22 protein-coding genes, 1 other RNA gene and 1 pseudogene are annotated in these 21314 nt (G+C 63.8%); 8 read left to right on the top strand and 16 right to left on the bottom strand.

The features are described 5' to 3' along the window. Positions 1 to 273 precede the first annotated feature (273 nt). Together LB543_RS32035 and LB543_RS32030 are read right to left on the bottom strand one after the other, a co-directional pair. On the bottom strand, positions 274 to 705 hold the full coding sequence (locus LB543_RS32035) for a hypothetical protein (protein WP_224617164.1): 432 nt from the start codon (positions 703 to 705) through the stop codon (positions 274 to 276). A 9-nt stretch (positions 706 to 714) separates the two neighbouring features. Continuing rightward, positions 715 to 861, bottom strand: a complete 147-nt coding sequence (locus LB543_RS32030; protein WP_224617163.1) for a hypothetical protein — start codon at positions 859 to 861, stop codon at positions 715 to 717. 265 nt (positions 862 to 1126) lie between these two features. Here LB543_RS32030 and LB543_RS32025 point away from each other — a divergent pair, with 265 nt between their 5' ends. After that, positions 1127 to 2026, top strand: coding sequence for a dienelactone hydrolase family protein (locus LB543_RS32025; protein WP_224617161.1), 900 nt, complete (start codon positions 1127 to 1129; stop codon positions 2024 to 2026). Here the strand turns inward: LB543_RS32025 and LB543_RS32020 are convergent. Then, the gene (locus LB543_RS32020) at positions 2023 to 2943 is read right to left on the bottom strand and encodes an EamA family transporter (protein ID WP_224617159.1); all 921 of its coding nucleotides are present in this window, start codon (positions 2941 to 2943) and stop codon (positions 2023 to 2025) included. The genes LB543_RS32025 and LB543_RS32020 overlap by 4 nt on opposite strands. 89 nt (positions 2944 to 3032) lie before the next feature. On the opposite strand from LB543_RS32020, the gene LB543_RS32015 reads away from it, so the two are divergent. After that, positions 3033 to 3512 (top strand): Lrp/AsnC family transcriptional regulator, encoded by a 480-nt coding sequence (locus LB543_RS32015; protein ID WP_224617157.1) that lies wholly within the window; start codon positions 3033 to 3035, stop codon positions 3510 to 3512. A 102-nt stretch (positions 3513 to 3614) separates the two neighbouring features. Here the strand turns inward: LB543_RS32015 and LB543_RS32010 are convergent, their stop codons facing one another. Beyond that, complete coding sequence (locus tag LB543_RS32010) at positions 3615 to 3812, bottom strand: hypothetical protein (RefSeq protein WP_140758125.1); 198 nt, start codon at positions 3810 to 3812, stop codon at positions 3615 to 3617. A 254-nt stretch (positions 3813 to 4066) separates the two neighbouring features. Continuing rightward, positions 4067 to 4552, bottom strand: coding sequence for a thioesterase family protein (locus LB543_RS32005; RefSeq protein WP_224617155.1), 486 nt, complete (start codon positions 4550 to 4552; stop codon positions 4067 to 4069). A 102-nt stretch (positions 4553 to 4654) separates the two neighbouring features. Between LB543_RS32005 and LB543_RS32000 the strand changes: the two genes are divergently transcribed. Both LB543_RS32000 and LB543_RS31995 read left to right on the top strand, forming a co-directional pair. Continuing rightward, positions 4655 to 6070 (top strand): FAD-binding oxidoreductase, encoded by a 1416-nt coding sequence (locus LB543_RS32000; protein WP_224617153.1) that lies wholly within the window; start codon positions 4655 to 4657, stop codon positions 6068 to 6070. A 101-nt stretch (positions 6071 to 6171) separates the two neighbouring features. Further along, complete coding sequence (locus LB543_RS31995; protein ID WP_224592258.1) at positions 6172 to 6690, top strand: hypothetical protein; 519 nt, start codon at positions 6172 to 6174, stop codon at positions 6688 to 6690. Positions 6691 to 6759: 69 nt separating this feature from the next. On the opposite strand, the gene LB543_RS31990 is transcribed toward LB543_RS31995, so the two are convergent. Next, positions 6760 to 7698, bottom strand: coding sequence for a Dyp-type peroxidase (locus LB543_RS31990; protein ID WP_224617151.1), 939 nt, complete (start codon positions 7696 to 7698; stop codon positions 6760 to 6762). A gap of 157 nt (positions 7699 to 7855) precedes the next feature. On the opposite strand from LB543_RS31990, the gene LB543_RS31985 reads away from it, so the two are divergent. Next, on the top strand, positions 7856 to 11836 hold the full coding sequence (locus LB543_RS31985) for an AsmA family protein (protein WP_224617149.1): 3981 nt from the start codon (positions 7856 to 7858) through the stop codon (positions 11834 to 11836). A 19-nt stretch (positions 11837 to 11855) separates the two neighbouring features. On the opposite strand, the gene LB543_RS31980 is transcribed toward LB543_RS31985, so the two are convergent. From LB543_RS31980 to LB543_RS31970, 3 genes are all read right to left on the bottom strand, one after another. Beyond that, positions 11856 to 12749, bottom strand: coding sequence for a sigma-70 family RNA polymerase sigma factor (locus LB543_RS31980; protein WP_224617147.1), 894 nt, complete (start codon positions 12747 to 12749; stop codon positions 11856 to 11858). A 33-nt stretch (positions 12750 to 12782) separates the two neighbouring features. Next, complete coding sequence (locus LB543_RS31975) at positions 12783 to 13088, bottom strand: hypothetical protein (protein ID WP_224617145.1); 306 nt, start codon at positions 13086 to 13088, stop codon at positions 12783 to 12785. 105 nt (positions 13089 to 13193) lie between these two features. Further along, a complete protein-coding gene (locus LB543_RS31970) occupies positions 13194 to 13625 on the bottom strand; it encodes a MarR family winged helix-turn-helix transcriptional regulator (protein WP_224617143.1) in 432 nt (143 codons plus the stop codon). A gap of 162 nt (positions 13626 to 13787) precedes the next feature. On the opposite strand from LB543_RS31970, the gene LB543_RS31965 reads away from it, so the two are divergent. Next, positions 13788 to 15587 (top strand): chloride channel protein, encoded by a 1800-nt coding sequence (locus LB543_RS31965; RefSeq protein WP_224617141.1) that lies wholly within the window; start codon positions 13788 to 13790, stop codon positions 15585 to 15587. On the opposite strand, the gene LB543_RS31960 is transcribed toward LB543_RS31965, so the two are convergent. From LB543_RS31960 to LB543_RS31945, 4 genes are all read right to left on the bottom strand, one after another. Continuing rightward, on the bottom strand, positions 15584 to 15811 hold the full coding sequence (locus LB543_RS31960) for a ribbon-helix-helix domain-containing protein (protein WP_140758116.1): 228 nt from the start codon (positions 15809 to 15811) through the stop codon (positions 15584 to 15586). The genes LB543_RS31965 and LB543_RS31960 overlap by 4 nt on opposite strands. Beyond that, positions 15808 to 16041, bottom strand: coding sequence for a DUF4169 family protein (locus tag LB543_RS31955; RefSeq protein WP_140758115.1), 234 nt, complete (start codon positions 16039 to 16041; stop codon positions 15808 to 15810). Before LB543_RS31955 ends, LB543_RS31960 begins: the two co-directional genes overlap by 4 nt. Before the next feature lie 12 nt (positions 16042 to 16053). Further along, positions 16054 to 16590: an SspB family protein gene (locus LB543_RS31950; protein ID WP_224617139.1), complete on the bottom strand. Its 537-nt coding sequence runs from the start codon at positions 16588 to 16590 to the stop codon at positions 16054 to 16056. A gap of 146 nt (positions 16591 to 16736) precedes the next feature. Beyond that, on the bottom strand, positions 16737 to 17426 hold the full coding sequence (locus LB543_RS31945) for a TetR/AcrR family transcriptional regulator (RefSeq protein WP_140758113.1): 690 nt from the start codon (positions 17424 to 17426) through the stop codon (positions 16737 to 16739). 186 nt (positions 17427 to 17612) lie between these two features. Between LB543_RS31945 and LB543_RS31940 the strand changes: the two genes are divergently transcribed. Next, positions 17613 to 18818, top strand: coding sequence for a multidrug effflux MFS transporter (locus LB543_RS31940; protein WP_224617137.1), 1206 nt, complete (start codon positions 17613 to 17615; stop codon positions 18816 to 18818). A 148-nt stretch (positions 18819 to 18966) separates the two neighbouring features. On the opposite strand, the gene LB543_RS31935 is transcribed toward LB543_RS31940, so the two are convergent. The 3 genes and pseudogenes from LB543_RS31935 to ssrA all read right to left on the bottom strand — a co-directional run bounded on the left by LB543_RS31935 (position 18967) and on the right by ssrA (position 20530). Then, positions 18967 to 19404: a VOC family protein gene (locus tag LB543_RS31935; protein ID WP_224617135.1), complete on the bottom strand. Its 438-nt coding sequence runs from the start codon at positions 19402 to 19404 to the stop codon at positions 18967 to 18969. 87 nt (positions 19405 to 19491) lie between these two features. Beyond that, a pseudogene (locus tag LB543_RS31930) lies at positions 19492 to 20059 on the bottom strand (AAA family ATPase). 110 nt (positions 20060 to 20169) lie between these two features. Continuing rightward, positions 20170 to 20530, bottom strand: a transfer-messenger RNA (tmRNA) gene (ssrA, locus tag LB543_RS31925). Between the two features lie 168 nt (positions 20531 to 20698). Between ssrA and LB543_RS31920 the strand changes: the two genes are divergently transcribed. Then, positions 20699 to 21010, top strand: coding sequence for a DUF2853 family protein (locus LB543_RS31920; protein WP_224617133.1), 312 nt, complete (start codon positions 20699 to 20701; stop codon positions 21008 to 21010). Positions 21011 to 21314 lie beyond the last annotated feature (304 nt).

Raw genomic sequence — 21314 nt, 5'->3', positions numbered from 1 at the left:
GCAACCGCATCTTAGGGGGAGAAAACTGTTACCTATGTATCCGGTTCATTCTGTTACCCATCTATCCGCTGGACAGCGGCAGCCGGATGAGGGGCGGCGCTAACCATGGTCAGTAAAGCGTCGCAATGCGGCACGCCCTCCCGCCAGCGACTGCCGGTTGGCCGTGCCCCTCTAGAGCGGTTCAGCGCTTGATAGAATCGCCGAACCGCTCTAACTCTTTGTTTTTACGCAATTCCGGACGGAAAACCGCTACGCACTTTTCCTGGAATTGCTCTAGCCGAGCCCCAGATGGCTCTTCAGGCTGGGCACCGAGCCGAGCACCTGGTTGGTCAAATCGGGGCCGGCGGCGGCCTCGGCCTGCTGGACCAGCGTCTCGCCGGCCTTCTGGATCTGCGCCATGTCGAGGCCGGAGGCCTTGAGCGCGGCGAGGCCGTTGACCAGCGCACCCGCCTTTTCGCCGAGCACGCCGCCAAGCGCGCCCTGCAGCGAGGACAGGAAGCCGCCGCCGCCGGCCGGGGCGGCCATGACGTCATATTGGTGCGCGAGGTCGTCGGCGCCGGGGATCTTGGCGAAAAACGAAGATGCGCTGGTGCCTTCGGCTTCATGCTCCAGCACAGAGAAGATGGTGCCGACGACTTTCTCAGTCGTTGCCTGGTCGAGGCCCGCTTTCTGCGAGACGGTGTTGACGATATCCTGGACGTTCATGGTCTCACCTCAGCCTTGGATTTTCTGGTTCGTGCGGTGGTTGCGGACCCTGACCATCGACCGCCTGCCTGCCTGCACGACCATGGAGCGTAGCGCCAGGGCAGCCGCGGCGGCAAGGACGAATGCACCGGCGAGGATCGGGGGAGGCATGGTCATCGGCATCGCTCCTTGTGACCGGGACATGTGACCGGGACGTGAAGGCCGGGTACCGCGCCATCGATCGCCGGCAGTTTTCCTCACTATCGTGGCGGCGCCAGCAGGATTTCTCGCCGATGACTAAAATGTGATGACACGGACGCGCGCATGGCCGGCTTCACGGGCTTGCAGGCAATGCCCGCCGCAGCGCTCATCCGGGCTGGACCCGCCCGGCCGTCTCCCTATCTAGCTCGGATATCGAAATTCGAAGCCGAGGAAATGTACCATGACGAGATCAGCCGTCGCGACACCCGCCCAGCCTGTCATCACCCAGGCGATGATCGACGCCTATGATGAATACACGCATCTGACCCTGGACCGCCGCCGCTTCATGGGGCAATTGACCAGGCTTGCCGGATCAAGCGCGGCGGCGGCCGCGATCGCGCCGATGCTGGCGGCGAACTCCGCCCAGGCGGCGATCGTCGCCGAAAACGATCCCCGCGTGAAAGGCGAGGACATCACCTATCCCGGCAGCGGCGGCGAGATGAAGGGGTATCTGGTCAAACCGGCGAAGCAGACCGGCAAACTCGGCACCGTCATCGTCATCCATGAAAACAGGGGGCTCAACCCGCATATCCGCGACGTCGCCCGGCGCGTGGCGCTGGAGGGCTTCGTGGCGCTCGCGCCCGATTTCCTGTCGCCGCTCGGCGGCACGCCTACCGATGAAGACAAGGCGCGCGACATGTTCGGGAAGCTCGACCCGGCGCAGACCGTGGCCAACGGCGTGGCGACGGTCGCGTTCCTCAAGGCCGACAAGGACGGCAACGGCAAGGTCGGCGCCATCGGATTCTGCTGGGGCGGCGGCACGGCCAACATGCTGGCCGTCAACGCGCCCGACCTCGCAGCCAGCGTCGCCTATTACGGCATGCAGCCGAAGGCCGCCGACGTCTCGAAGATCAAGGCTGCGCTGCTGCTGCATTATGCGGGCCTCGACGAGCGCACCAACGCCGGCATCGACGCCTTCAAGAAGGAACTCGACGCCGCGCATGTCGAATACACGGTCTATGTCTATGAGGGCGCCAACCATGCCTTCAACAACGACACCTCGGCGGCGCGCTACGACAAGAAGGCGGCCGATCTCGCCTGGGGCAGGACGATCGCCTTCCTCAAGCAGAAGCTGGCCTAGGCGCGATCGGCCACCGGTTTGTGGAAGGCAACACCAGCCACGACCAGCGCGACGCCGAGGCAATCGCCGAGGCTTGGAATCTGGCGCAGCACGACCACGCCGATCAGCGTCGCGGTGACCGGTAGCAGCGACAGCATCATTGCGAAACTCGAGCTCGGCAACCGAGACATGGCGAGTTGATCGCAGACATACGGTATGACCGAAGAACAGATGCCGACGCCGATGGCCGCGATGAGCAGTGGCGACGAGAAAAAGGCGGGCAACGCGTCGCTGAAGCCGATCGGGAGCACGACGACGAAGGCGACCGCCATGGCTGCACCCAGGCCGGCGATGCCGTCGCCGGCGCCCGCGCGGGCGACGCGGTGGCCAAGCACGATGTAACCGACAAAGAGCAAGCCGTTGAGGAAGGCCCAGAACAGCCCGACCGGGTCGCTTGACCATTTGACGTCAATCAACAGCAAGGTGCCGGTGACGGCGATGGCAAGAGCGGCCAGATTGCGGGCGGTCCTGAGGCCGACCAGCGCAATACCGATGGTGCCGACGAATTCGATCGCCGCCACCAGCGAGATCGGCAGGCGGTCGAGCGCCAGGTAGAACGAGCAGTTCATCACCGCCAGGCAAGCGCCGAAGGCAATGAGCAGGAGCCGCGTCCGGGAGTCGGCTCTTGCGAAGATTCGCCAAGGGCGGGTCAGCGGCGCGAAGATCAGCGCCGCGGTGGCAATGCGCAGCCACGCCATGCCGAGCACGCCGACATGTGGGAAAAGCAGCACGGCGAAGGCCGGCCCGAGATAGTGGAAGACCGCGCTGACCGCGAACCAAAGATGCGGCGGCAGCCTGGTCGCCAGGCTGTCGAGGCCGACAAGGGCAGGCCTGGTGGCGCCGGGACCGGCAGGTGGGACTTGCGTCTGGTCATCCATTGGATCAGTATCGCAGCCGATCTCTCCGGTTCATATGGATGATGAGTGGCATATCAGGCCACTTCTGTTCCGGAAGCAAGGAGGTTTCCGTGAAACGCCTTCGAACCGAAAATGCCAATCTTGATGCGGCCGACATGAAGATATTGCGCCTGCTGGAAGAGGACGCGCGCATCAGCACGGCGGAGCTTGCGCGCTCGGTCGGCCTGTCGGCGCCGAGTGTGGCCGAGCGCATCAAGCGGCTGCAGGAGAACGGCGTGATCGAAGCCTATTGCGTCAAGATCAATCCCGCGGCGCTTGGCCTGAAACTATCGGCATGGCTGCGCATCCGGCCGGTGCCGGGGCAATTGGCTGTTGTCGCCGAGATCATCCGCGACCTGCCGGAAATCGCGCAATGCGACCGGGTGACCGGCGAGGACTGTTTCATAGCGTTGGCGCATGTCGGCTCGGTCGCCGAACTCGAACGGGTGATCGACCGCATCATCCCCCATGCGATGACCAATACCGCGATCGTCCAGTCTTCGCCGGTGATCGCGCGCTCGCCGCTGGCGGCGATCAAGCGGCAGGTTTGATCCGTGAGATGTTGCTTGAAACGTCGCGCCTGCCCCTCGTGAGGGGCGGCGCCAATCTACGAGAAAAATGTCGGCGCCAGGCGGCGATCGAAATCGCTCGCCTCACGCATGACCGCGCTTCAGGCGGGCGCGCTTCAGGATGCTGCGCCAGCGGATCATGTCGAACGGAATCGGTTCGTTGTTGTTGGCGATGTGAAAGATCTCGTTGTCGACATTCTTGAGCGAACGCCAGAAATCATAGTCTGATATGCGCGGATCGGCCGCCAGCCTGTCCACCTCGATCTTGATGTCGGTTTTCATGCACGTTCCTCGAACCGGCTTCGCCTCGCCGCCCGTAAAACAACCCCTGTGCGGACGTTTTCAACCGCTCCGCTGAGTCGTTCAACGGCTCAAATGGCTTGTTCCCGTTAAAACCTCGGTAAGGTTAATGCCGGCGCGAACCCGCTTCAAGCGCCGGTGCCGGCGGATATCCGAGGTTCTGCGATTTTGAGGTTCGGGTGTGGCTTTGAAGCCAGCCCGGTCTCCGCGCTGATGGGGGCGAGATGGATGCCGGCTCAGCCCTGTTTGCGCTTGATTCCGATCGAGCGGCCGGCGCGTTCGGGCATTGGAAGCGCCGAATGGGCGGCGCGCATGGCTTCGATCCTGGCCAGCACATCGGGCGGGAAGGGCGCCACCTTCGGCCCCGACATGTCGACATGCAAGGACAGGGTCTCCGAAGTGGCGGCGAGCCAACCATCGACATTGCGGATTTCCTGATAGGCCCGCAGCCGCTTCTCGTCATGATCGATGAGCTGGAAGGAGACCGTGACCTTGTGGTCAAGATGCAGCTCCTGCACGTAGCAGACATGGACTTCGGCGGTGTAAATGGTGAGCCGCCGCTCTTTCACATAGTCCAGCCCCATGCCCATCGCCTCGAAGGCCTCGTCAGAGCAGCGGTCGAACAGCACGTTGTAATAGGCCATGTTGAGATGGCCGTTATAGTCGATCCAGTCCTTCTCGATGTCCATGGGCCTGGAGACGAAGGGGGCGAGGATGGACATCGAAACTTCCTTGTTCTGGTGCTGGACAGAGCGTGGTTGTGGAGACTACGCATCCATAATCGCATAACAAGCATGCATGCTGGTCCATTCGCGGAGGAATTCATGGCTCTGAGCGACCTCAATCCGGTCGAACGCAACGAGGAAGGCATCGCGGCGGTGCTCGGCATCCTCAAGCAGCGGCTGGGCGAGCGCTTCCAGATCGGCCAGGCTATCCGCTCGCAGCACGCGCACACGACGACTTACATCCCGACGCAGGCGCCCGACGGCGTTGCCTTTCCGGAGACGACGGCCGAGGTGCAGGAGATCGTGCGTGCCTGCGCGGCGCACCGCGTACCGGTGATCGCGTTCGGCGTCGGCTCCTCGCTCGAGGGCCACACCAATGCGCCGGGCGGCGGCATCTCGGTCGATACGTCGCGGATGAACCGCATTCTTTCGGTCAACCCGCAGGATCTCGACTGCACCGTCGAACCCGGCGTGACGCGCGAGGACCTGAACCGGCATCTGCGCGACACCGGCCTGTTCTTTCCGATCGATCCCGGCGCCAATGCCTCGCTCGGCGGCATGGCGGCGACGCGGGCGTCCGGCACCAATGCTGTGCGCTACGGGACGATGCGCGAGAACGTGCTGTCGCTGACGGCCGTCATGGCCGACGGCGAGACGGTTACGACAGGCAAACGGGCGAAGAAGAGTTCCGCTGGCTACGACCTGACACGGCTGCTCGTGGGCTCCGAGGGCACACTCGGCATCATCACCGCGCTGACCCTGAAGCTGCAAGGCATTCCGCAGGCGATCTCGGGCGGCGTCTGCCCGTTCCCGAGCGTCGAGGCGGCCTGCGATGCGGTCATCGCGACGATCCAGATGGGCATTCCGGTGGCGCGTATCGAACTCGTCAATGCGCTGCAGATGCGGGCGATGAAGACCTATTCCAAGCTCGACTATCCCGAGAGCCCGTGCCTGTTCGTCGAGTTCCATGGCAGCGACGCGGGCGTTGCCGAGCAGGCCGAGACTTTCGGCATGATCGCGGAAGAAAATGGTGGCGGGCCGTTTCTGTGGACCAGCGTCGCCGAGGAGCGGACCAAACTGTGGAAGGCCAGGCACGACGCCTACTGGGCGTCGCTGACCTTGCGGCCGGGCGCCAAGGGCCTGTCGACCGATGTCTGCGTGCCGATCTCGCGCTTTGCCGAATGCGTCACCGAAACCGAGGCCGATATCGCCGAAATGGGGCTGATCGCGCCGATCGTCGGCCATGCCGGCGACGGCAATTTCCACGTGCTGGTGCTGATGGATGTCAACGATCCCCAGGAGATCGCGCTGTCGGAAAAATTCGTCGCGCGGCTCAACATGCGCGCGATCGCCATGGAGGGCACCTGCACCGGCGAGCACGGCATCGGCCAGGGCAAGATCGGCTTCCTGCGCCATGAACTCGGCCACGGCGTCGACATCATGCGCACCATCAAACAGGCGCTCGATCCGCAAAACATCATGAATCCGGGCAAGATCCTGCCTGTCGCGGGCTAAGGGCACCGTGAAAAGCGCGTCTTGACCGCGCCACCATTCGGGTCGAGGCTCCTCAAGTGGCAGGCTTGGAAAGACAGGCGTGCCGGCTGAGGAGGACTGTCATGGCCATTTCACGCAAGGAAGAAGCGCGCGCGCTGAGCGCCGACGAACACGAGATGGTGGAGAAATCGCACCATCCGGCGGTGCAGGAGCTTTCCGACTCCGACCTCTCCGGCCTGGTCAAGCTGTTGCGGGAGCGGCGCGACAAGGCGCAGACCGAAGCACATCGCAGGCGGCGCGAAATACGCGGCAAGGGCGCGGCAAAGGGCGCTACGCCGTCAAAGGCCGACGGCGGTTCACAAGTGAAGCTCGCGGTGCTGGCGATGGCGATGCGGCGGCTGAACGGCGAGGCCGAACGGCGCCGACAACTGGCGGCCCGCATTTCGCTGATCGACAATGCGCGCAAGGCGCTGGCCTTGAAGCAGAAAGCTCCGGACGGCCCCACGCACAATTCGCGCACCGCCCACAAGGGCATGCGGGCCGTGGCCAACCAGAAGGTTCCAAGTCTTGTTCGGCCGGCCGAACTCGGCCGCCAGCGCAAGGCGGCCAAAGTGGCGCAGGCGAAACGCGACGCACGTTGAGGGCCGCGCGGTTGGGGCAGCGGATAGAGGCCGCCAGCCGCTGCTCTACCGTGCAGTGACAAGCGTCTCTTACTTCGCCTGCACAAGCGTCTGCAGCATGGGGCGGGTCGGGGCGAAGAAGGTCGTGCCGGTGTGCGGCGTCGAGACATCGAGCAGCCGGTCGTAGGCGCCCGGCGGATCGCCCACATACATGCGCTGCAGCATCTTTTCGGTGACCCAGAGATATCTGCTGTAGCCGATGAAGTAGGTGCCGAACTCGTTCTGCCCTGGCCTGCCGAACGGCATGTTGTCGCGCAATATATCGTATTCGTTGCCGTCGGCATCCTCGATGGTTGCCAGTGACTTGTGCGATTTGCGGGGCGCGTCGTCATCGTCGATTTCGATGTTGTCGATCTTGGTGCGGCCGATGATCGCCTCCTGCTCGGGCGTCGGAATGCGCGCCCAGGCCTTGAGATCATGCAGGTATTTCTGGACCACGACATAGCTGCCGCCGGCAAAGTCGGGATCCTCGTCACCGACCCGCGCCGAGGCGGGCAAATCGAGGCCGGCCGGGTTGGCTGTGCCGTCGACAAAACCGAGCAGGTCGCGGGCATCGAAATAGCGAAAGCCCGTCACTTCGTCGACGACGGTCACGCCGGGACCAAGCCTGTCGAGCAGGATACGTTCGAATTCGAAGCACATGTCGGGCCGCTCGGCGCGGATGTGGAAGAGCAGGTCGCCCGGTGTCGTTGGCGCCGAATGGACCGCTCCCTTGATCGGCGCGAACGGCTTCAGCTCCAGCGGCCGACGGCCGGGGCTGAGCCGGTCCCAGAGATCGCTGCCGATACCGGCGATGCACGACAGGCGGCCGCCAAGGTCGCGGAATCCGACAGTCTTGACCAGATCGTCGAGCTCGCCGAGCACGGAACACACCCTGGCCAGGGCCGGCTGTTCGCCGGCGACGGTGACGACAAGGAAAATCGCCGACTGCGATAGCGGGGCATCGACACTCTGCGCATCGATCGGCACGCGATCCCAGTTCTTGCCCGACGTCCGAGAATCTCCACTTTTTCCAGGATTTGTTTCAGATCGTCCGACATCAGGCAACACCGGATGAATTGCCTCTTTATCGACACGCGGATGCGGGTAGAGTGCGGCAAGAATTCAATCAACCTGTTCGGAGCTGATGCTCGCACGCCTGTTCGTGATCTTCGGTGGCCTGTTCGTGCTGGTGCTGCTTGCGGCGCTGGTGGTGCCGTATTTCGTCGACTGGACCGGCTACCGCGCCGAGTTCGAGCGCGAGGCAAGCGCCATCCTTGGCCGCAAGGTGACCGTGCAGGGCGACGCCACGGCAAGGCTGTTGCCGTTTCCCTCGGTGACCTTTTCAAACGTCGCCGTTGCTGGTGGCCCTGACGGCCAGCCGGCCATGACCGTCGAGACGTTTTCGATGGACGCCGAACTGGCGCCCTTCCTGCGCGGCGAAGTGCTGATCTTCGACATGCGGCTGGTGCGGCCGAAGGCGACCATAGACATCGCCGCCAATGGTACCGTCGACTGGGCGATGCGCCCATCCTCGCCCTTCGACCCCAGCCAGATCTCGATCGAAAAGCTGACGGTGACGGAAGGGCAAGTCGAATTGCGCCATGCCGCCGGCGGCCGTAGCCACATCTTTTCCGAGATCAACTCGACCATTTCGGCCAAGTCGCTGGCCGGTCCGTGGCGCATGGACGGCACGTTGCGGCTGGACGGGTTGCGGACGACGGTCGCGGCGTCGACCGGCAAGGCCGAACCCTCCGGGCAGATGCGGTTGCGGGTGAAGGCGGACCCCGATGCCTATCCACTGGTCATCGAGACCGACGGCAATGCCGGCATCGTCAACGGCGCCGCCGTCTATTCCGGCCAGTTCAAGATTTCGGGTGCCGACAAGAATAGTGCCGACAAGAATTCAGCCGAGTTGCGCGGCACGGATGGCGAGACGGTCAAGGTCAGCGCCGGCAAGCCCGATCCGGGCTTCCGGCTGAACGGCAAGTTCTCGCTCGACCACCAGAAGCTTGGCGTCGATGAATTCCGTTTCGAGACCGGACCACTCGACAATCCCTACACCGCCGACGGCAAGGCTTCGGTCGATCTCGGTCAGAAGCCGAGCTTCGCGATCGAGGCTAACGGCGCACAGGTGCAATTCGACGAGGCGGTGGGTGCGCCGGCCGGCGCCGGCCTGACGCTGGACCAGCGTATCGCCGGGCTCGAACAGGCGCTGCTCGATCTGCCGAAGCCGACCATTCCCGGCACGGTCGAGGTCAAGCTGCCAGCGGTGGTGGCCGGCGACACGACGGTGCGCGACGTTCATCTTTCCGCCGAGCCGGTCGGTGACGGCTGGTCGGTGAAATCGCTGGCCGCGACCTTGCCAGGTCGCACCAAACTGGAAGCCGATGGCAAGGTCATGCTCAACGTGCAGGGCCGTTTCGGCTTCACCGGCTCGTTGCTGCTGGCCGTGGCGCAACCTTCGGGTTTTGCGGCGTGGCTGTCGAAGGATGTCGACGAGGCGATCCGCCGTCTGCCTGCCGCAGGCTTCAAGGCCAAGGTCGATCTCTCGGAAAACCATCAATCCTTCAGCGACCTCGAATTGATCCTGGGGAAGGCGAAGTTTTCCGGCCGCATCGATTCCAGCCAGCCTGACGACGCAAAGCCCTCGGTGCTGATGCGGCTCGAGGGCGGTGACCTCGATGTCGACGGGCTGACGGCCTTCGCCTCGATCTTCGTCAGCGACAAGGGCGCCAACCGTTTTGCCAACAGCGACGTCGATTTCCAGATCAAGGCCGGCCCGGTCAGTGCCGGTGGCTTGACCGCCGACACGGTCGATACCGCTCTCAGGCTGCGCAACGGTCTGCTCGAAATCGACCGGCTGTCGGTCGGCGGACTGGCCGGCGCCTCGATCAGCGCCACCGGCCGGATCAAGGATTTCCCGGCGAGCCCGACCGGTAAGCTCGACGCCTCGGTGGTCGCGGTCGACCTTAAACCCCTGATCGATGTCGCCGCGCAGCATTATCCTGACAATGCCGTGCTGAAGGGGCTTGCGGGCCGCGCCGCCGCTTATCCCGACCTGTTCCAGGATGCGCGCATCGACCTCGTGGCCAGTGCCGCCGACAATGGCGACGCCACCACGGGCCTGGCGGTGAGCGGCCAAGGCAAGGCCGGCGGCTCGGCGTTTTCGGCGTCGCTGTCGGGGAAGGGCGCGGTGGACAAGCTCGCCGACGCGCCGGTGACACTGACTTTCAATGCCAGGAACCCGGACGCGACCGCCTTGCTGGCGCTCTACGGCCTGCCGGCGCTGCCGCTCGGCATGCTGGGCGAAGCAAGCACCGATATCCAGGCCAAGGGCACGTTTGGCGGCGGCCTGGCGACGACCTTCAGCCTTGCCGGCAACGACTTCAAGGCCGGCTTCGAGGGAACGGTCGCAGACACGCCGCAAGGTCCGACGGCCAAGGGCAAGGTCAATCTCGACGCGTCCGACATCGAGCCGTGGCTAATGACGACGGGAATCGGCCTGCCCGGCATGGGCGCCGGCATGTCGACATCGCTGGCCGCGCAGGCCGATTACGGCAACGGCCTGCTGGTGCTCTCCGGGCTCAGCGGCGCCATCAACGAGGCGGCTGTGTCGGGCGACGTCAACCTCGATGTCAAGCAAGGGGTCGACGGCAAGGACGGCGTGCCGCATCTGGCCGGCGCACTGGCGCTCGACGAACTCGACCTCGATCCGATGGCGGTGGCGCTGTTTGGCGATTCCGCTTTTCTCATGGACAAGAATGAGGCCGACAAGAGTGAGAAGGCAGGTGCGTGGCCGTCGGCGCCGTTCAGCCAGAAGTCCAGCCTGCCGTTCACCGCCGATCTCGACCTGACCACGGCTTCGCTGGCCGCCGGCCCGTTGGCCACCGCTTATGATGCGGCCTTCTCGCTCAAGCTCGACCCGGAAGGCATTCGGGTCGCCGATCTCAAAGCCAAGTTCCTCGGCGGGGCGCTCTCTGGCCTGTTCGAATTGAAGAACAATGACGGCACCGGGCTTCTCACCGGACAGATGAAACTGGCGGGTGCCGATCTGGCTGATGTGTTGCCGAACGCGGGCATCGGCGGCAGCGGCGATTTCTCGACGACGCTGTCGACCAGCGGCAAGTCGGTCGATGCGATGATTGCCGCTCTGTCGGGATCCGGCACGGCGACGCTGAAGGGCTTGCAGATCGCCGGCGTCAATCCTGACGCGTTCGCCGCGTTCCTCGCCAAGGCGGATGCGATCGGCCGCGATATCGACGCCGCCAAGACGGCCAGCTTCGCGCCTGGCATCGCCGCCGCCGGCAGCTTCGCCGCAAAAGACGCCGAGGTCGCCTTCACGATTGCCGGCGGCACGCTCAGGGCGCCGCCGATCAGCCTTGAAAATCCGGCGGCGACCTTGTCGGCCGACATCACGGCCGACCTCAATGCCAGCACGGTTTCGGCCAAGGGCGCGGTCACCTATCGGCCCGGCGACGCGGCGCTGGTCGGCTCCGAGCCGGTCGTGAATTTCACCGCGGAGGGCCCGTTCGGCGCCGTGAAACGGCAGTTCGACAGCGAGCCGCTGGCGCAGTTCCTGACCCAGCGCGCGCTGGAAAAAGAACAGCAACGCGTCGAGGCGATGCAGGCCGCGCTGCTGGAGAAACAGCGGCTGCGGCGCGAGGTGCGCTACTACGCGGCACTCCAGGATGCCCGCGACAAGGCCGCTGAGGAACTGCGCCAACAGGAGGAAGCGGCGCGCCTGAAAGCAGAGGCCGACGCCAAGGCGAAAGCGGAAGCCGACGCTCAGGCCCAGGCTGAAGCGGATGCCAAGGCGAAGGCCGACGCGGAAGCGAAAGCCAAGGCGGATGCAGAAGCGAAAGCCAAGGCCGATGCCGATGCCAAGGCTGCGGCGGAACAGCAGGCGGCGGACGAGGCGGCCAAGGCGCAGGCAGAGCAGGAGCGTCAGAAGGCGGAGGAGGCGATGCGCATTGCCTCCCAGGAAAAAGCCAGGCTCGAAGCCGAGCGCAAGGCGGCGGAACAGGCGCCCAAGGCCGAGCGCGTGCCCGCCAACGACAATCCGTCTCCGGCCAAGCCGAAAGCCAATCCATTCACGGTCGACAACCTGTTGAAGTCGCTGCAATAGGGCCGCGCTGTCCGGCTGCTCACCCGAGAGGCATCGTCTCGAACGTTTCGGCGCCGTCAGCGACGTATCTGGCGTGGCGGAAGTCGCGGATGGTGGCAAGCTTGCCGCCCTGCCAACCCAGCAGGATGAAGTATGTCGGCGCTGCCTTCGGGTCGTTGGAATCGCGCACGAGGATTGCAGGACGGCCTTCGACGAAACCAGGCTGGAAATGCCAGTCCTGTACCCGGGAATAATTGCCGAAATAGGTGGCCACCTCCTTACGGCCGTTCAGCCTTGCCCTGGCCACCAGTTCCAGCCGCACTTCATCGGCCAGCATGTCCCGCACGGCGTCGAAATCGCGGGCGTTGAAGCGATCGACATAGGCGTCGAGCAACAGGCGCTCCGATGCACTCAGCCGAGGAACAGGACGATCGTCCTGTTCCTCGGCGATCTCACGCAACCGGCCACGGCCGCGATGCAGCGCGGCCTTGATCGCGGGGATGCTGGTGTCGAGCATGGTGCTGATCTCCTGCAGCGAATAGCCCAGGACATCCATCATGATGACGCTGCTTCGTTGCGCGACGGGAAGGCGCATGAAACTGTGCAATCCGGCTGCCGCGGCCTGCCGGGCGGCGATGGAATTTGCCGGGTCGGCGATCATGTCCGGCTCCTCGTCGGAGAAAGTCTTCTCACGGGCGCGGCGGCGCAGGAAATCGAGCGCCGCATTGTGGGCGATGCGAAACAGCCAGCCTTCGGGATTGGCGATCGGCCCGGCGCCGGGCAAGGCCTCGAATGCCTTGGCCAAGGCCTCCTGCAAGACGTCCTCGCCATCGACGACCGAGCCTGTCATGCGGGCGCAGTAGCGATGCAGCTTGGGACGCAATTCGCCGAACAAGCGGTCGAAAGGCTCGCGGATTTCGCCTTGACTGTTCATGCTGCGGCCGTTCTTGGCGTGGTTCTATCCAGGCTACTCATCCAGCATCCGATAATGGCCCACAACCGTCATCACGTCACGATGCGGAGGGTCGATGCAGCGATCCCTGATGCCATTTTGGAAGGCCTCGAAAGCGGCAAGTCCTGTGATGATGTCGGCATGCTCGTCGGTTTCGATCTCGACGAGATGGACGAAAGTGCCGTCGCCGGAGCGCCAGGTCATGTAGCGAACGCCTTCCGGCGATTTGCCGCGCAGTTCCTCGAACACAGCCTTGACCAGGCGCTCGTTCTCGTCGGCCCAGTCCGGCTTCGTTTTGTAGCGTATCAGATGGTGTTTCATCGCATCGGCTCCTTTGGCTATCGCGTGTCCAAGACGCCGCGGCCAGGCCAAAGGATTCGGATTCCGAATAAATTGTTCGGTATCGGCCCGCACGGACGCCGGGCGTCAGTCTTGGCCCCGATCGAGCAGGCGCCGCAGCACGGGTTCTATGCGCGAGAGCTCGTCGAGATGCGCGGCAGAGAGCTCGGCCAGGCAGTCGTCGGCGCGCTCGGTCAGCCGCAGCAGCACGCGGCGGTGGTCGTCTTTGTCCTGGTCGCGTGCGACCAGTCCCGCCTCTCCGAGACGGTTGACCAGTTCGACGGCGCTGTGGTGGCGGATGCGCAGGCGTTCCGCCAGGTCACCGACGGTTACCGGCCCGCCGCCGGAAAATCCCTTGATCGCCAGCAGCGCCTGGTGCTGGCGCGGGGTCAGGCCGGCGTCCTCGGCCTGCACCTGGCTGAATTCGAGGAAGCAGCGGATCAGGTAGCGGAACTCGGACAGCCGCTGGTAGTCGGATTGCCTGATGGTGGGGCGTGGTGTCTTGGGCGGCTGCTTCATATCGGAGATGTCTTCGTTTTCCGGTGAAAGCTCAAACGAAATTTCGAGTAACCGGCTTGAACAGATATATCGTGTTACGATACATAGCCGACCGACATCCGGCTGGCCACTTCGACCGTGCCGCAGAACCAGACACGGCCGCCGCCAGGAAGCAAAGCCACCATGAAGACCCATCACTCCAATCCCGGCCATCTCAGGGATTTCACCACGGATGCCCGAGTGCTGCTCGTCGCCGCGATAGCGGTGGTGGTGGCGACCGCCGGGCTGTTTGCCGGCATCGTGCTTCTGAAGCTGATCCGGCTGGCCACCAACATCGCCTATTTCGGTCAGTTCTCGCTTGCCGATCTGAAGCTGCAGGATACGCCGCTCGGGCTTGCCGCCGTCATCGTTCCGGTCGTCGGCGCACTGATCATCGGCCTGATGGCGCGCTATGGCAGCGAGAAGATCCGAGGCCACGGCATTCCCGAGGCCATCGAGGCGATCCTGCTCGGGCGTTCCAGACTGGACGCCAAGGTGGCAATCCTGAAGCCGCTGTCGTCGGCGATCTCGATCGGCTCCGGCGGGCCGTTCGGCGCCGAGGGGCCGATCATCATGACCGGCGGCGCCATCGGCTCGCTGATCGCGCAGATGCTGCCGGTCAGCGACAACGAGCGCAAGACATTGCTGGTCGCTGGTGCGGCGGCCGGCATGACCACCGTGTTCGGCACGCCGATCGCGGCCATCATGCTGGCGGTGGAGCTGCTTTTGTTCGAATGGACGCCACGCAGCTTCATTCCCGTGGCAGTGGCGGCCATCGTGGCGGAGGTGGAGCGCACGATGCTGCACATGCCGGGGCCGATCTTTCCGTTCCAGGGCAGCATGGCGATTTCTTTCCTCGGCCTTGGCGGCTGGGTGCTGATCGGCATCTGCGCGGGGCTTTTGTCGGGACTGCTGACGCAGATGGTCTATGCTTGCGAGGACGGCTTCCAGAAGCTGCCGATCCACTGGATGTGGTGGCCGATGCTCGGCGGCCTGGTGGTCGGCATAGGTGGCTTGATCGACCCCCGGGCGCTTGGCGTCGGCTACGACAACATCGCCGACATGCTGGACGGCCGCACGATCGCCACCGCGGCACTGCTGCTGCTGGTGGTCAAAGCCATCATCTGGTCGGTGGCGCTTGGTTCGGGAACCTCGGGCGGCGTGCTGGCGCCGCTGCTGATCATGGGTGGCGCGATGGGCGCGGTGCTTGCCGGGATCCTGCCGGCGGCGGACCCGGGCTTCTGGGCGCTGCTGGCCATGGCCGCCACCATGGGCGGCACGATGCGCGCGCCGCTGACGGCCACTTTCTTCGCAGTCGAGCTGACCGGCAACACGCATGTGCTGGTGCCGCTGATCGCGGCTTGTGCGGCGGCGCATGCCGTTACCGTGCTGTTGATGAAGCGTTCGATCCTGACCGAGAAGATCGCCAGACGGGGACATCATCTGGTTCGCGAATATCGCGTCGACCCATTCGCGCTCACCAGGGTGCGCGAGGTGATGACGTCGGACGTCGAGAGCGTGCCGACGACGATGACGCTGCATGGCGCGGCCGCCTTCCTGACCGCGCCGGAAACCCGGCATCCGAGTTTTCCCGTGGTCGATGAAAACAGGCAGGTGCTCGGTCTTATCGATCCGCCGGCGATCCTGCGCTGGCGCCGTGCCGGCAAGCACCGGACGACGACGCTCGGCGAGCTGCTGGCCGGAAGCAAGGTGACGCTGGCCTATCCCGACGAATATCTGGAAGGCCTGTCGGACAAACTGTTGACGGCCAATGTATCGCATCTGCCGGTCGTGGCGCGTGAGGATGGAAGGCTGGTCGGCTATGTCGGCTGGAAGGATTTGATGCGCGTGCGCTCGCGCAAGCAGGCCGAGGAGCGTGAGCGCTCGACCTTGCTGGGCTTCGGCACCAGACGCAAGAAAGAGGAAGGCACGGTTTCTTCTTAAGTATTGCCGGCGCCGCGCTTCGCCCATTCCAGGACATGGAGCCTCAGCGCCGAGGACAGGTTGGTGTCGCGCGGCCGGATCTCGTCGACTTCGGCAACGAGGGCGGCGAGCGTCAGCTTTCTCGCCGCTGCGATGGCGACGAGATCGTCATAGAAAGGCTTTTCGAGGGAATAGCTGGTGCGATGGCCGCGAATGGTCACCGAGCGTTTTTCGACGGCGCTCATTGACCGTCTGGTTGGCTGGGATCGTCAGATTGGCTGGGGTCGCAAGGTTCGCCGGGCTTTTCGCGGTGATGGCCCGCGACGAATTTTTCGCTCCTGTCGGCGATCAGGCGGTCGCGCTGCTTTTCGGCCTTGGTGCGGCCGTGCAAGGCACGATTCTGGCTGGCCGCTTGTTCCTTGTCGTCCCGCGCCTTCTGCTTGCGAGCCTGGCGGAGATTGACGATGTCGGCCACGGACCGCGAAGCCTATTTCTTGCGGAAGGCGTCGAGCGAGACCACTTCTGCGCCCTTGGCGCCGGCCTCGGCAGGGGCGGGCTTCTTCTCCGCTTCGGCTGCGGCCTTCTTCTCGGCCTTCGGCTTCTTCTCGGAGACGATGGTCAGCGGCTCGGGCGCCGGTGCTGCCGGTTCCTCGTCGGGCTGCGCATCGGTCTTGACGTCGAATTCGAGTTCGAAATTGACCGAGGGATCGTAGAAGCCGCGCACGGCCGAGAACGGGATCTCAAGTTTCTCAGGCACGTCGGAGAAGGAGAGACCGACCTCGAATCCAGTGTCCGTCACCTTCAGGTCCCAATACTGGAACTGGATGACGATGGTCATCTGCTCGGGATAGCGCTCGCGCAGGCGCGACGAGACGCGCACGCCGGGCGCGCCGGTCAGGAAGGTGATGAAGAAATGATGGTTGCCGGGGAGGCCGGTGCGCGCGACCTCGGCCAGGACCTTGCGCATGACGCCGCGCAACGCCTCCTGGGCCAGAATGTCGTAGCGGATGTGGTCGTCGGCCATGAGTTGGTCGGGTTCCGTTGAATCGTCCGCATAGCTGTAATCAAGCTTGAGCGCGGCGTAAACCTGATATAGACCGCCGCCGCACCGAAGCGAAGACTATTGCCAACGATTTGATCGGCAAGGCGGCTTCGCCGCAACCGCAAATGTCATGCGTTAGCCAGCGCAGTGTGCTTTTTCGCGCTGGCCGGGGAAGGGCGCTTGCCGAAGGCGCGCAGGAAGGTGCGCACGCCGTTGGTTGCCGATTGCACCACCTCGTCCTCGCGCGGCGTGCCGCCAAGCATGAAGGTGGTCTGCAATTCGGCATTGACGAGGCCAAGGAACTGGCGTGCCGCGACGTCGGGATCGTCGATCGTGAGGTGGCCGCCATAGGCGAGGCGGGCGAAGCGGGCAGCGATTGCCGGCCATGTCCGGCCCGGGCCCTGTTCGCGCCATTCGGCAAAGAGTTCGGGATAGCGCTCGCCCTCGGTCTGGATCAGCTTGCGCAGGAACTTTCCGTCGCGATTGCAGATGCAGTTCTGGTTCAGGCGCACGGCAAAACCGATCAGGTCTGCTTCGAGATCGCCGGGCTGATCGGGGAAGGTGGCGATGGTGGCGAAAATGCCGGCGTTGCAGCGCTCGGTCAGGTCGCGCACGACGGCGATGAACAGTTTTTCCTTGTCGCCATGGTGGTTGTAGACGGTCTGGCGCGACACGCCCGCCTCAATCGCGATCAGGTCGATATTGGCGCCGGCGAAGCCCTCGCGGCAGAACACACCGGCGGCGGCGTCGATGATCGACAGACGCTTGGCCTCATGGCCGCGTGGCGGGAAAATGTCAGGAGAAACGCCCGGTCTCATGAAAATCTATATAGAGGTGATTGACGATTTAGACAAGGCTGTCTAAATTTGTGGACACGACATAAGGGGATTTCGCTCCAGAGGGACGAATAAATTCGCTCCAGGAGTCGGAATTCCACGGGATGGAACGTCCTGGGGTCAGACGTCGCCTGGCGACGGCAACCAGATTCGAAAGAAACCATTATCATGAGTCCCAAATTCCTCCGCATCGCGGTCGTGCTCGGCCTGTTGTCCGCCATCGGCCCGTTCGCCATCGACATGTATCTGCCCGCGCTGCCGTCGATCGGCACCGATCTGCAAGCCGGCACCGCCGCCGTGCAGATGAGCCTTCTGATCTTCTTCCTGTCGATGGGCTTCGGCCAGATCGTCGTCGGGCCGATCTCGGACATGGTCGGCCGCAAGCTGCCGCTCTATGGCGGCCTGGCGCTGTTCATGGCCGGTGGCATCGGTTCGGCAATGGCGCCGACCATCGAGTGGCTGATCGCCTTCCGCTTCCTACAGGGGCTTGGCGCCAGCGCCGGCATGGCCATTCCGCGCGCCATCGTGCGCGACCTGCACACCGGCAATGAGGCGGCCAAGCTGATGTCGCTGCTGATGCTGGTGTTTTCGGTGTCGCCGATCCTGGCGCCGCTGACCGGCAGCCAGATCATCGAGAATTTCGGCTGGCGCGCCGTGTTCTGGACGGTGACCGGCGCGGCGGTGCTTGCCACCATCCTGCTCGCGACCTCACTCAAGGAGACGCGGCCGGCGGAAGAACGGGTCGGGTCCTCCTTCGGCACCGCGCTTGCCGGCTACCGTTTCCTGATGGGCGACCGGAATTTCCTTGGCCTGGTGGCGATCGCCGGCTTCGGCATTGCGAGCTTCTTCGTCTATCTGTCGAGTTCGTCCTTCATCCTGATCGACCACTACGGGCTGTCGCCTTCGGTCTACAGCGTGTTCTTCTCGATCAACGCGGTTGCCTTCATCGGCATGTCGCAGTTGACCGGCCTGCTTTCCGACAGGTTCGGGCTGAAGCGCGTGGTGTGGGTGGCGGTGACCGGCTACGCCACGACGATGGTTGTGCTGTTCGCCATCATGGCGACGGGTGTCGACCGGCTCGACGTGATGGCGGCCCTGCTGTTCGTCGGCTACGGCTTCCTCGGCCTGGTGATCCCGACCACGTCGGTGCTGGCCATGGAAGAGCATGGCGAGATCGCCGGCACGGCGTCGGCGCTGATGGGCACACTGCACTTTGCCATCGGCGCACTCGCCATGGGCGTCGCCGGCGTGTTTTTCGACGGCACGCCGCTGCCGATGGTCGCCGGCATCACGCTGTGCGCGGTGACATCGTTCGCACTGGCCAAGGCCACGCTTGGCCGTTCGCGGGAAGCGGTCGAGGCGCCTGCGGAATAGGAAATCCTCAATGAACCAGGAAAGGCCGGGCCGATCCCGGCCTTTTTTGTGCTGGAGGCATCGCGGACACAAGCTGCGGTCGTTTAACCGGTGCAAACCCGGCGTTTGCCTCCGGGGTTCACGATTACTCTTTGGCTGCTGACGGCGCTCAGCTGAGTTCCTGGGCGAGGCCGATGAGAAGTCCTTCAGGCCCACGGATGTAGCAGAGCCGATACATGTCCTTGTACTGAACCACTTCGCCGACGAGCTCAGCGCCGCGCGTGCCGAGCCTCTCAAGCGTATCGTCGATGTCGTCCACGGTGAACATGACGCGAAGGTAGCCCAGGGCGTTGACCGGGGCGTTCCGGTGATCCGCGACGACAGGCGGCGTGAGGAAGCGGGAGAGCTCCAGACGGCTGTGGCCGTCGGGTGTGCGCATCATGGCAATCTCGGCATGCTGATCGCCCAGCCCGGTGACACGTCCGGCCCATTCTCCTTCGATCGTGGCCCGCCCCTCGAACTCGAGGCCGAGTTCGCGAAAGAAATCGATCGCCGCTCCGAGGTCTTCGACGACGATTCCCACATTGTCCATCCGCTTGAGCGCCATGTGTCCGATCTCCAAGATGTCGGCTCAATCCATAAGGTATCGCCAGGTTCCAACAACGCGCATGAAAGGTCGGATCTGTCCGCCTCTTTATGTCCGCGATGTCAGCGGCAATCCAGCAGCGTCGAGGAGGAAGCGCACGCGCTCCCCGACTGGCGCGAGCGGCAAGGTCACCAATTCGTAGCCGAGTTCGGCGTAAACGCCTGCCACTGATTGGCAAGTGCGCTCGGCCTCGTCGAGCGTTTGCCTGCGTTCTTCGTCCCGGGCGAAAATCTCCGGCCATGGCGGGGCGATGAAGACGCGACGCGCATAGCGGAACTCCATGGCGGCACTGGCGAGGTGACCCGGCACCGGCAAGCCGCAGAGCCTGAGATAGCCGATCGTGTCCGGCACGCCGCGATCAAAGAAGACCGGTCCGGCCAACTCGCTGGCCGCACGATACGAGCGCATTTCCCAAGACAGCATCAGTTCGGCGAACAATGCCCGATCGCTCCAGGGCAGGGCGGTTCCGCCAATGGCGGTTTTGGTCGCGGATGATGCCGCGTCCGGCCTCGACGGATGTCGCAAAGCCAGCCTGCCGCAAGGCTTCGATCAGAGTGGTCTTGCCGGAGCCTGGGCCGCTGGTCAGCACGAAGAATCGGTCGGAATCGTTTTTCATTTTTCATCGGTGGAGAAAGAGGCACGCGCCGCAGCGGCTTCGCGGCCTACGGACCGTGCGAAGTCTCGACGGTGGCAGCCGTTGTGCGTGACGCAAATTGAAGGGGGAGAAGTGGAGGTTTCTGTTGCCAGGTACCTCCGAACCCCGCCTAGAAGTGCGAACCCCTAGGGCTTGATTTGAAGCTATCGCACTGCATTAAGCAGCGAGACGTGCTTCCGCATAGTTGTCGTTGGCAACTATAAGTTTAGCCCGATAACGGTGGTACAATGCCGGGCAAAAGTACGATCTTTACACCTTCGTCGATCCTATTTCGCCCCCAGCAAAAACCGCTCCGTCTTAAACAGCGGCTTTTGGTGGAGGCGCCGGGTACCGCCCCCGGGTCCGAACGGCTTATTTCATCGCCCATTTATCGCCATAGTCGGTCAAGCCGACGAAGCGAATATAGGGTGCGTCGCGTGGAAATGAAAGGCCGCAATGGCGCTTTGTCCCTGTGTCAAATCGCGACGCCGAGGGTTGACTTGGGAGCGGTCTCAACCGAAGCTTTGCGAGCGGTGAGGAGTTACCGACCTAGCGCATAAGTTGCGAAGCGCGCCACAGCCCTCACCGATCGGATCCGTGGCGCCGACGAGGGGAATTTTGATGGTCGACTATCTTGCGGATGTGAAGAAATATGACGGCGCGGCAAACGCCGATGCGGTCGAAAAGATCGTCAAGCATCTGGGCATTGCGCTGAGGAACCGCGACTCCTCGCTGGTGTCCTGCACGGACCCGAAGGAATTGGCACGGGTCAAGGAGAACTGGGTGGCCAAGAAGCTCGGCGTCAGCGACGGGGCGAAAGCCGACGCGGCGATCGAGAAGACCTGCAAGGCGATGCACGCCGACAACACCAAGAACCGCGTGACCTTCTACTATCTGGTGGCCAAGGACCTGGGCAAGCTCGGTTCCCTCTAAGGATTTGGTGGCATGGCGACACTGGTGGCTGAATGCGTCGCTTCAGTGTCGATTCTGCTACTTGCCGGATGTAGGCGCCGCCCCTCATTGCCCTGCCGGGCATTTCTCCCCGTATAGTGATGGGGAGAAATGGGCTGGCCGCAGCCTCGACGTGTATTTATCGCTGACAATTGGCGAATTCAGGGACGATAGCGTCCCTCTCCCCGTTACTATACGGGGAGAGGACACCGGTGTCCGAACCGGATAGATAGGTAACAGAATGGACCGATAGCATGGGTGACAGTTTTCTTGTCCGCCGGGAGGA

The sequence above is a fragment of the Mesorhizobium sp. ESP7-2 genome (assembly GCF_020164715.1).
GTDB lineage: Bacteria > Pseudomonadota > Alphaproteobacteria > Rhizobiales > Rhizobiaceae > Mesorhizobium.
Note: the sequence above shows the minus strand (reverse complement) of the source record. Positions and strands in the feature narration are given on the sequence as shown.

What these genes read in the sequence shown, in the direction of transcription:
- LB543_RS32000 (WP_224617153.1), top strand. Translation starts at nt 4,655, where the DNA reads ATGGCTCTGAGCGACCTCAATCCGGTCGAACGCAACGAGGAAGGCATC.
- LB543_RS31970 (WP_224617143.1), bottom strand. Translation starts at nt 13,625, where the DNA reads ATGAAGCAGCCGCCCAAGACACCACGCCCCACCATCAGGCAATCCGAC.
- LB543_RS31980 (WP_224617147.1), bottom strand. Translation starts at nt 12,749, where the DNA reads ATGAACAGTCAAGGCGAAATCCGCGAGCCTTTCGACCGCTTGTTCGGC.
- LB543_RS31965 (WP_224617141.1), top strand. Translation starts at nt 13,788, where the DNA reads ATGAAGACCCATCACTCCAATCCCGGCCATCTCAGGGATTTCACCACG.
- LB543_RS31945 (WP_140758113.1), bottom strand. Translation starts at nt 17,426, where the DNA reads ATGAGACCGGGCGTTTCTCCTGACATTTTCCCGCCACGCGGCCATGAG.
- LB543_RS31920 (WP_224617133.1), top strand. Translation starts at nt 20,699, where the DNA reads ATGGTCGACTATCTTGCGGATGTGAAGAAATATGACGGCGCGGCAAAC.
- LB543_RS31975 (WP_224617145.1), bottom strand. Translation starts at nt 13,088, where the DNA reads ATGAAACACCATCTGATACGCTACAAAACGAAGCCGGACTGGGCCGAC.
- LB543_RS32005 (WP_224617155.1), bottom strand. Translation starts at nt 4,552, where the DNA reads ATGTCCATCCTCGCCCCCTTCGTCTCCAGGCCCATGGACATCGAGAAG.
- LB543_RS31940 (WP_224617137.1), top strand. Translation starts at nt 17,613, where the DNA reads ATGAGTCCCAAATTCCTCCGCATCGCGGTCGTGCTCGGCCTGTTGTCC.
- LB543_RS31935 (WP_224617135.1), bottom strand. Translation starts at nt 19,404, where the DNA reads ATGGCGCTCAAGCGGATGGACAATGTGGGAATCGTCGTCGAAGACCTC.
- LB543_RS31985 (WP_224617149.1), top strand. Translation starts at nt 7,856, where the DNA reads ATGCTCGCACGCCTGTTCGTGATCTTCGGTGGCCTGTTCGTGCTGGTG.
- LB543_RS32020 (WP_224617159.1), bottom strand. Translation starts at nt 2,943, where the DNA reads ATGGATGACCAGACGCAAGTCCCACCTGCCGGTCCCGGCGCCACCAGG.
- LB543_RS31995 (WP_224592258.1), top strand. Translation starts at nt 6,172, where the DNA reads ATGGCCATTTCACGCAAGGAAGAAGCGCGCGCGCTGAGCGCCGACGAA.
- LB543_RS32030 (WP_224617163.1), bottom strand. Translation starts at nt 861, where the DNA reads ATGACCATGCCTCCCCCGATCCTCGCCGGTGCATTCGTCCTTGCCGCC.
- LB543_RS32010 (WP_140758125.1), bottom strand. Translation starts at nt 3,812, where the DNA reads ATGAAAACCGACATCAAGATCGAGGTGGACAGGCTGGCGGCCGATCCG.
- LB543_RS32035 (WP_224617164.1), bottom strand. Translation starts at nt 705, where the DNA reads ATGAACGTCCAGGATATCGTCAACACCGTCTCGCAGAAAGCGGGCCTC.
- LB543_RS31960 (WP_140758116.1), bottom strand. Translation starts at nt 15,811, where the DNA reads ATGAGCGCCGTCGAAAAACGCTCGGTGACCATTCGCGGCCATCGCACC.
- LB543_RS32025 (WP_224617161.1), top strand. Translation starts at nt 1,127, where the DNA reads ATGACGAGATCAGCCGTCGCGACACCCGCCCAGCCTGTCATCACCCAG.
- LB543_RS31950 (WP_224617139.1), bottom strand. Translation starts at nt 16,590, where the DNA reads ATGGCCGACGACCACATCCGCTACGACATTCTGGCCCAGGAGGCGTTG.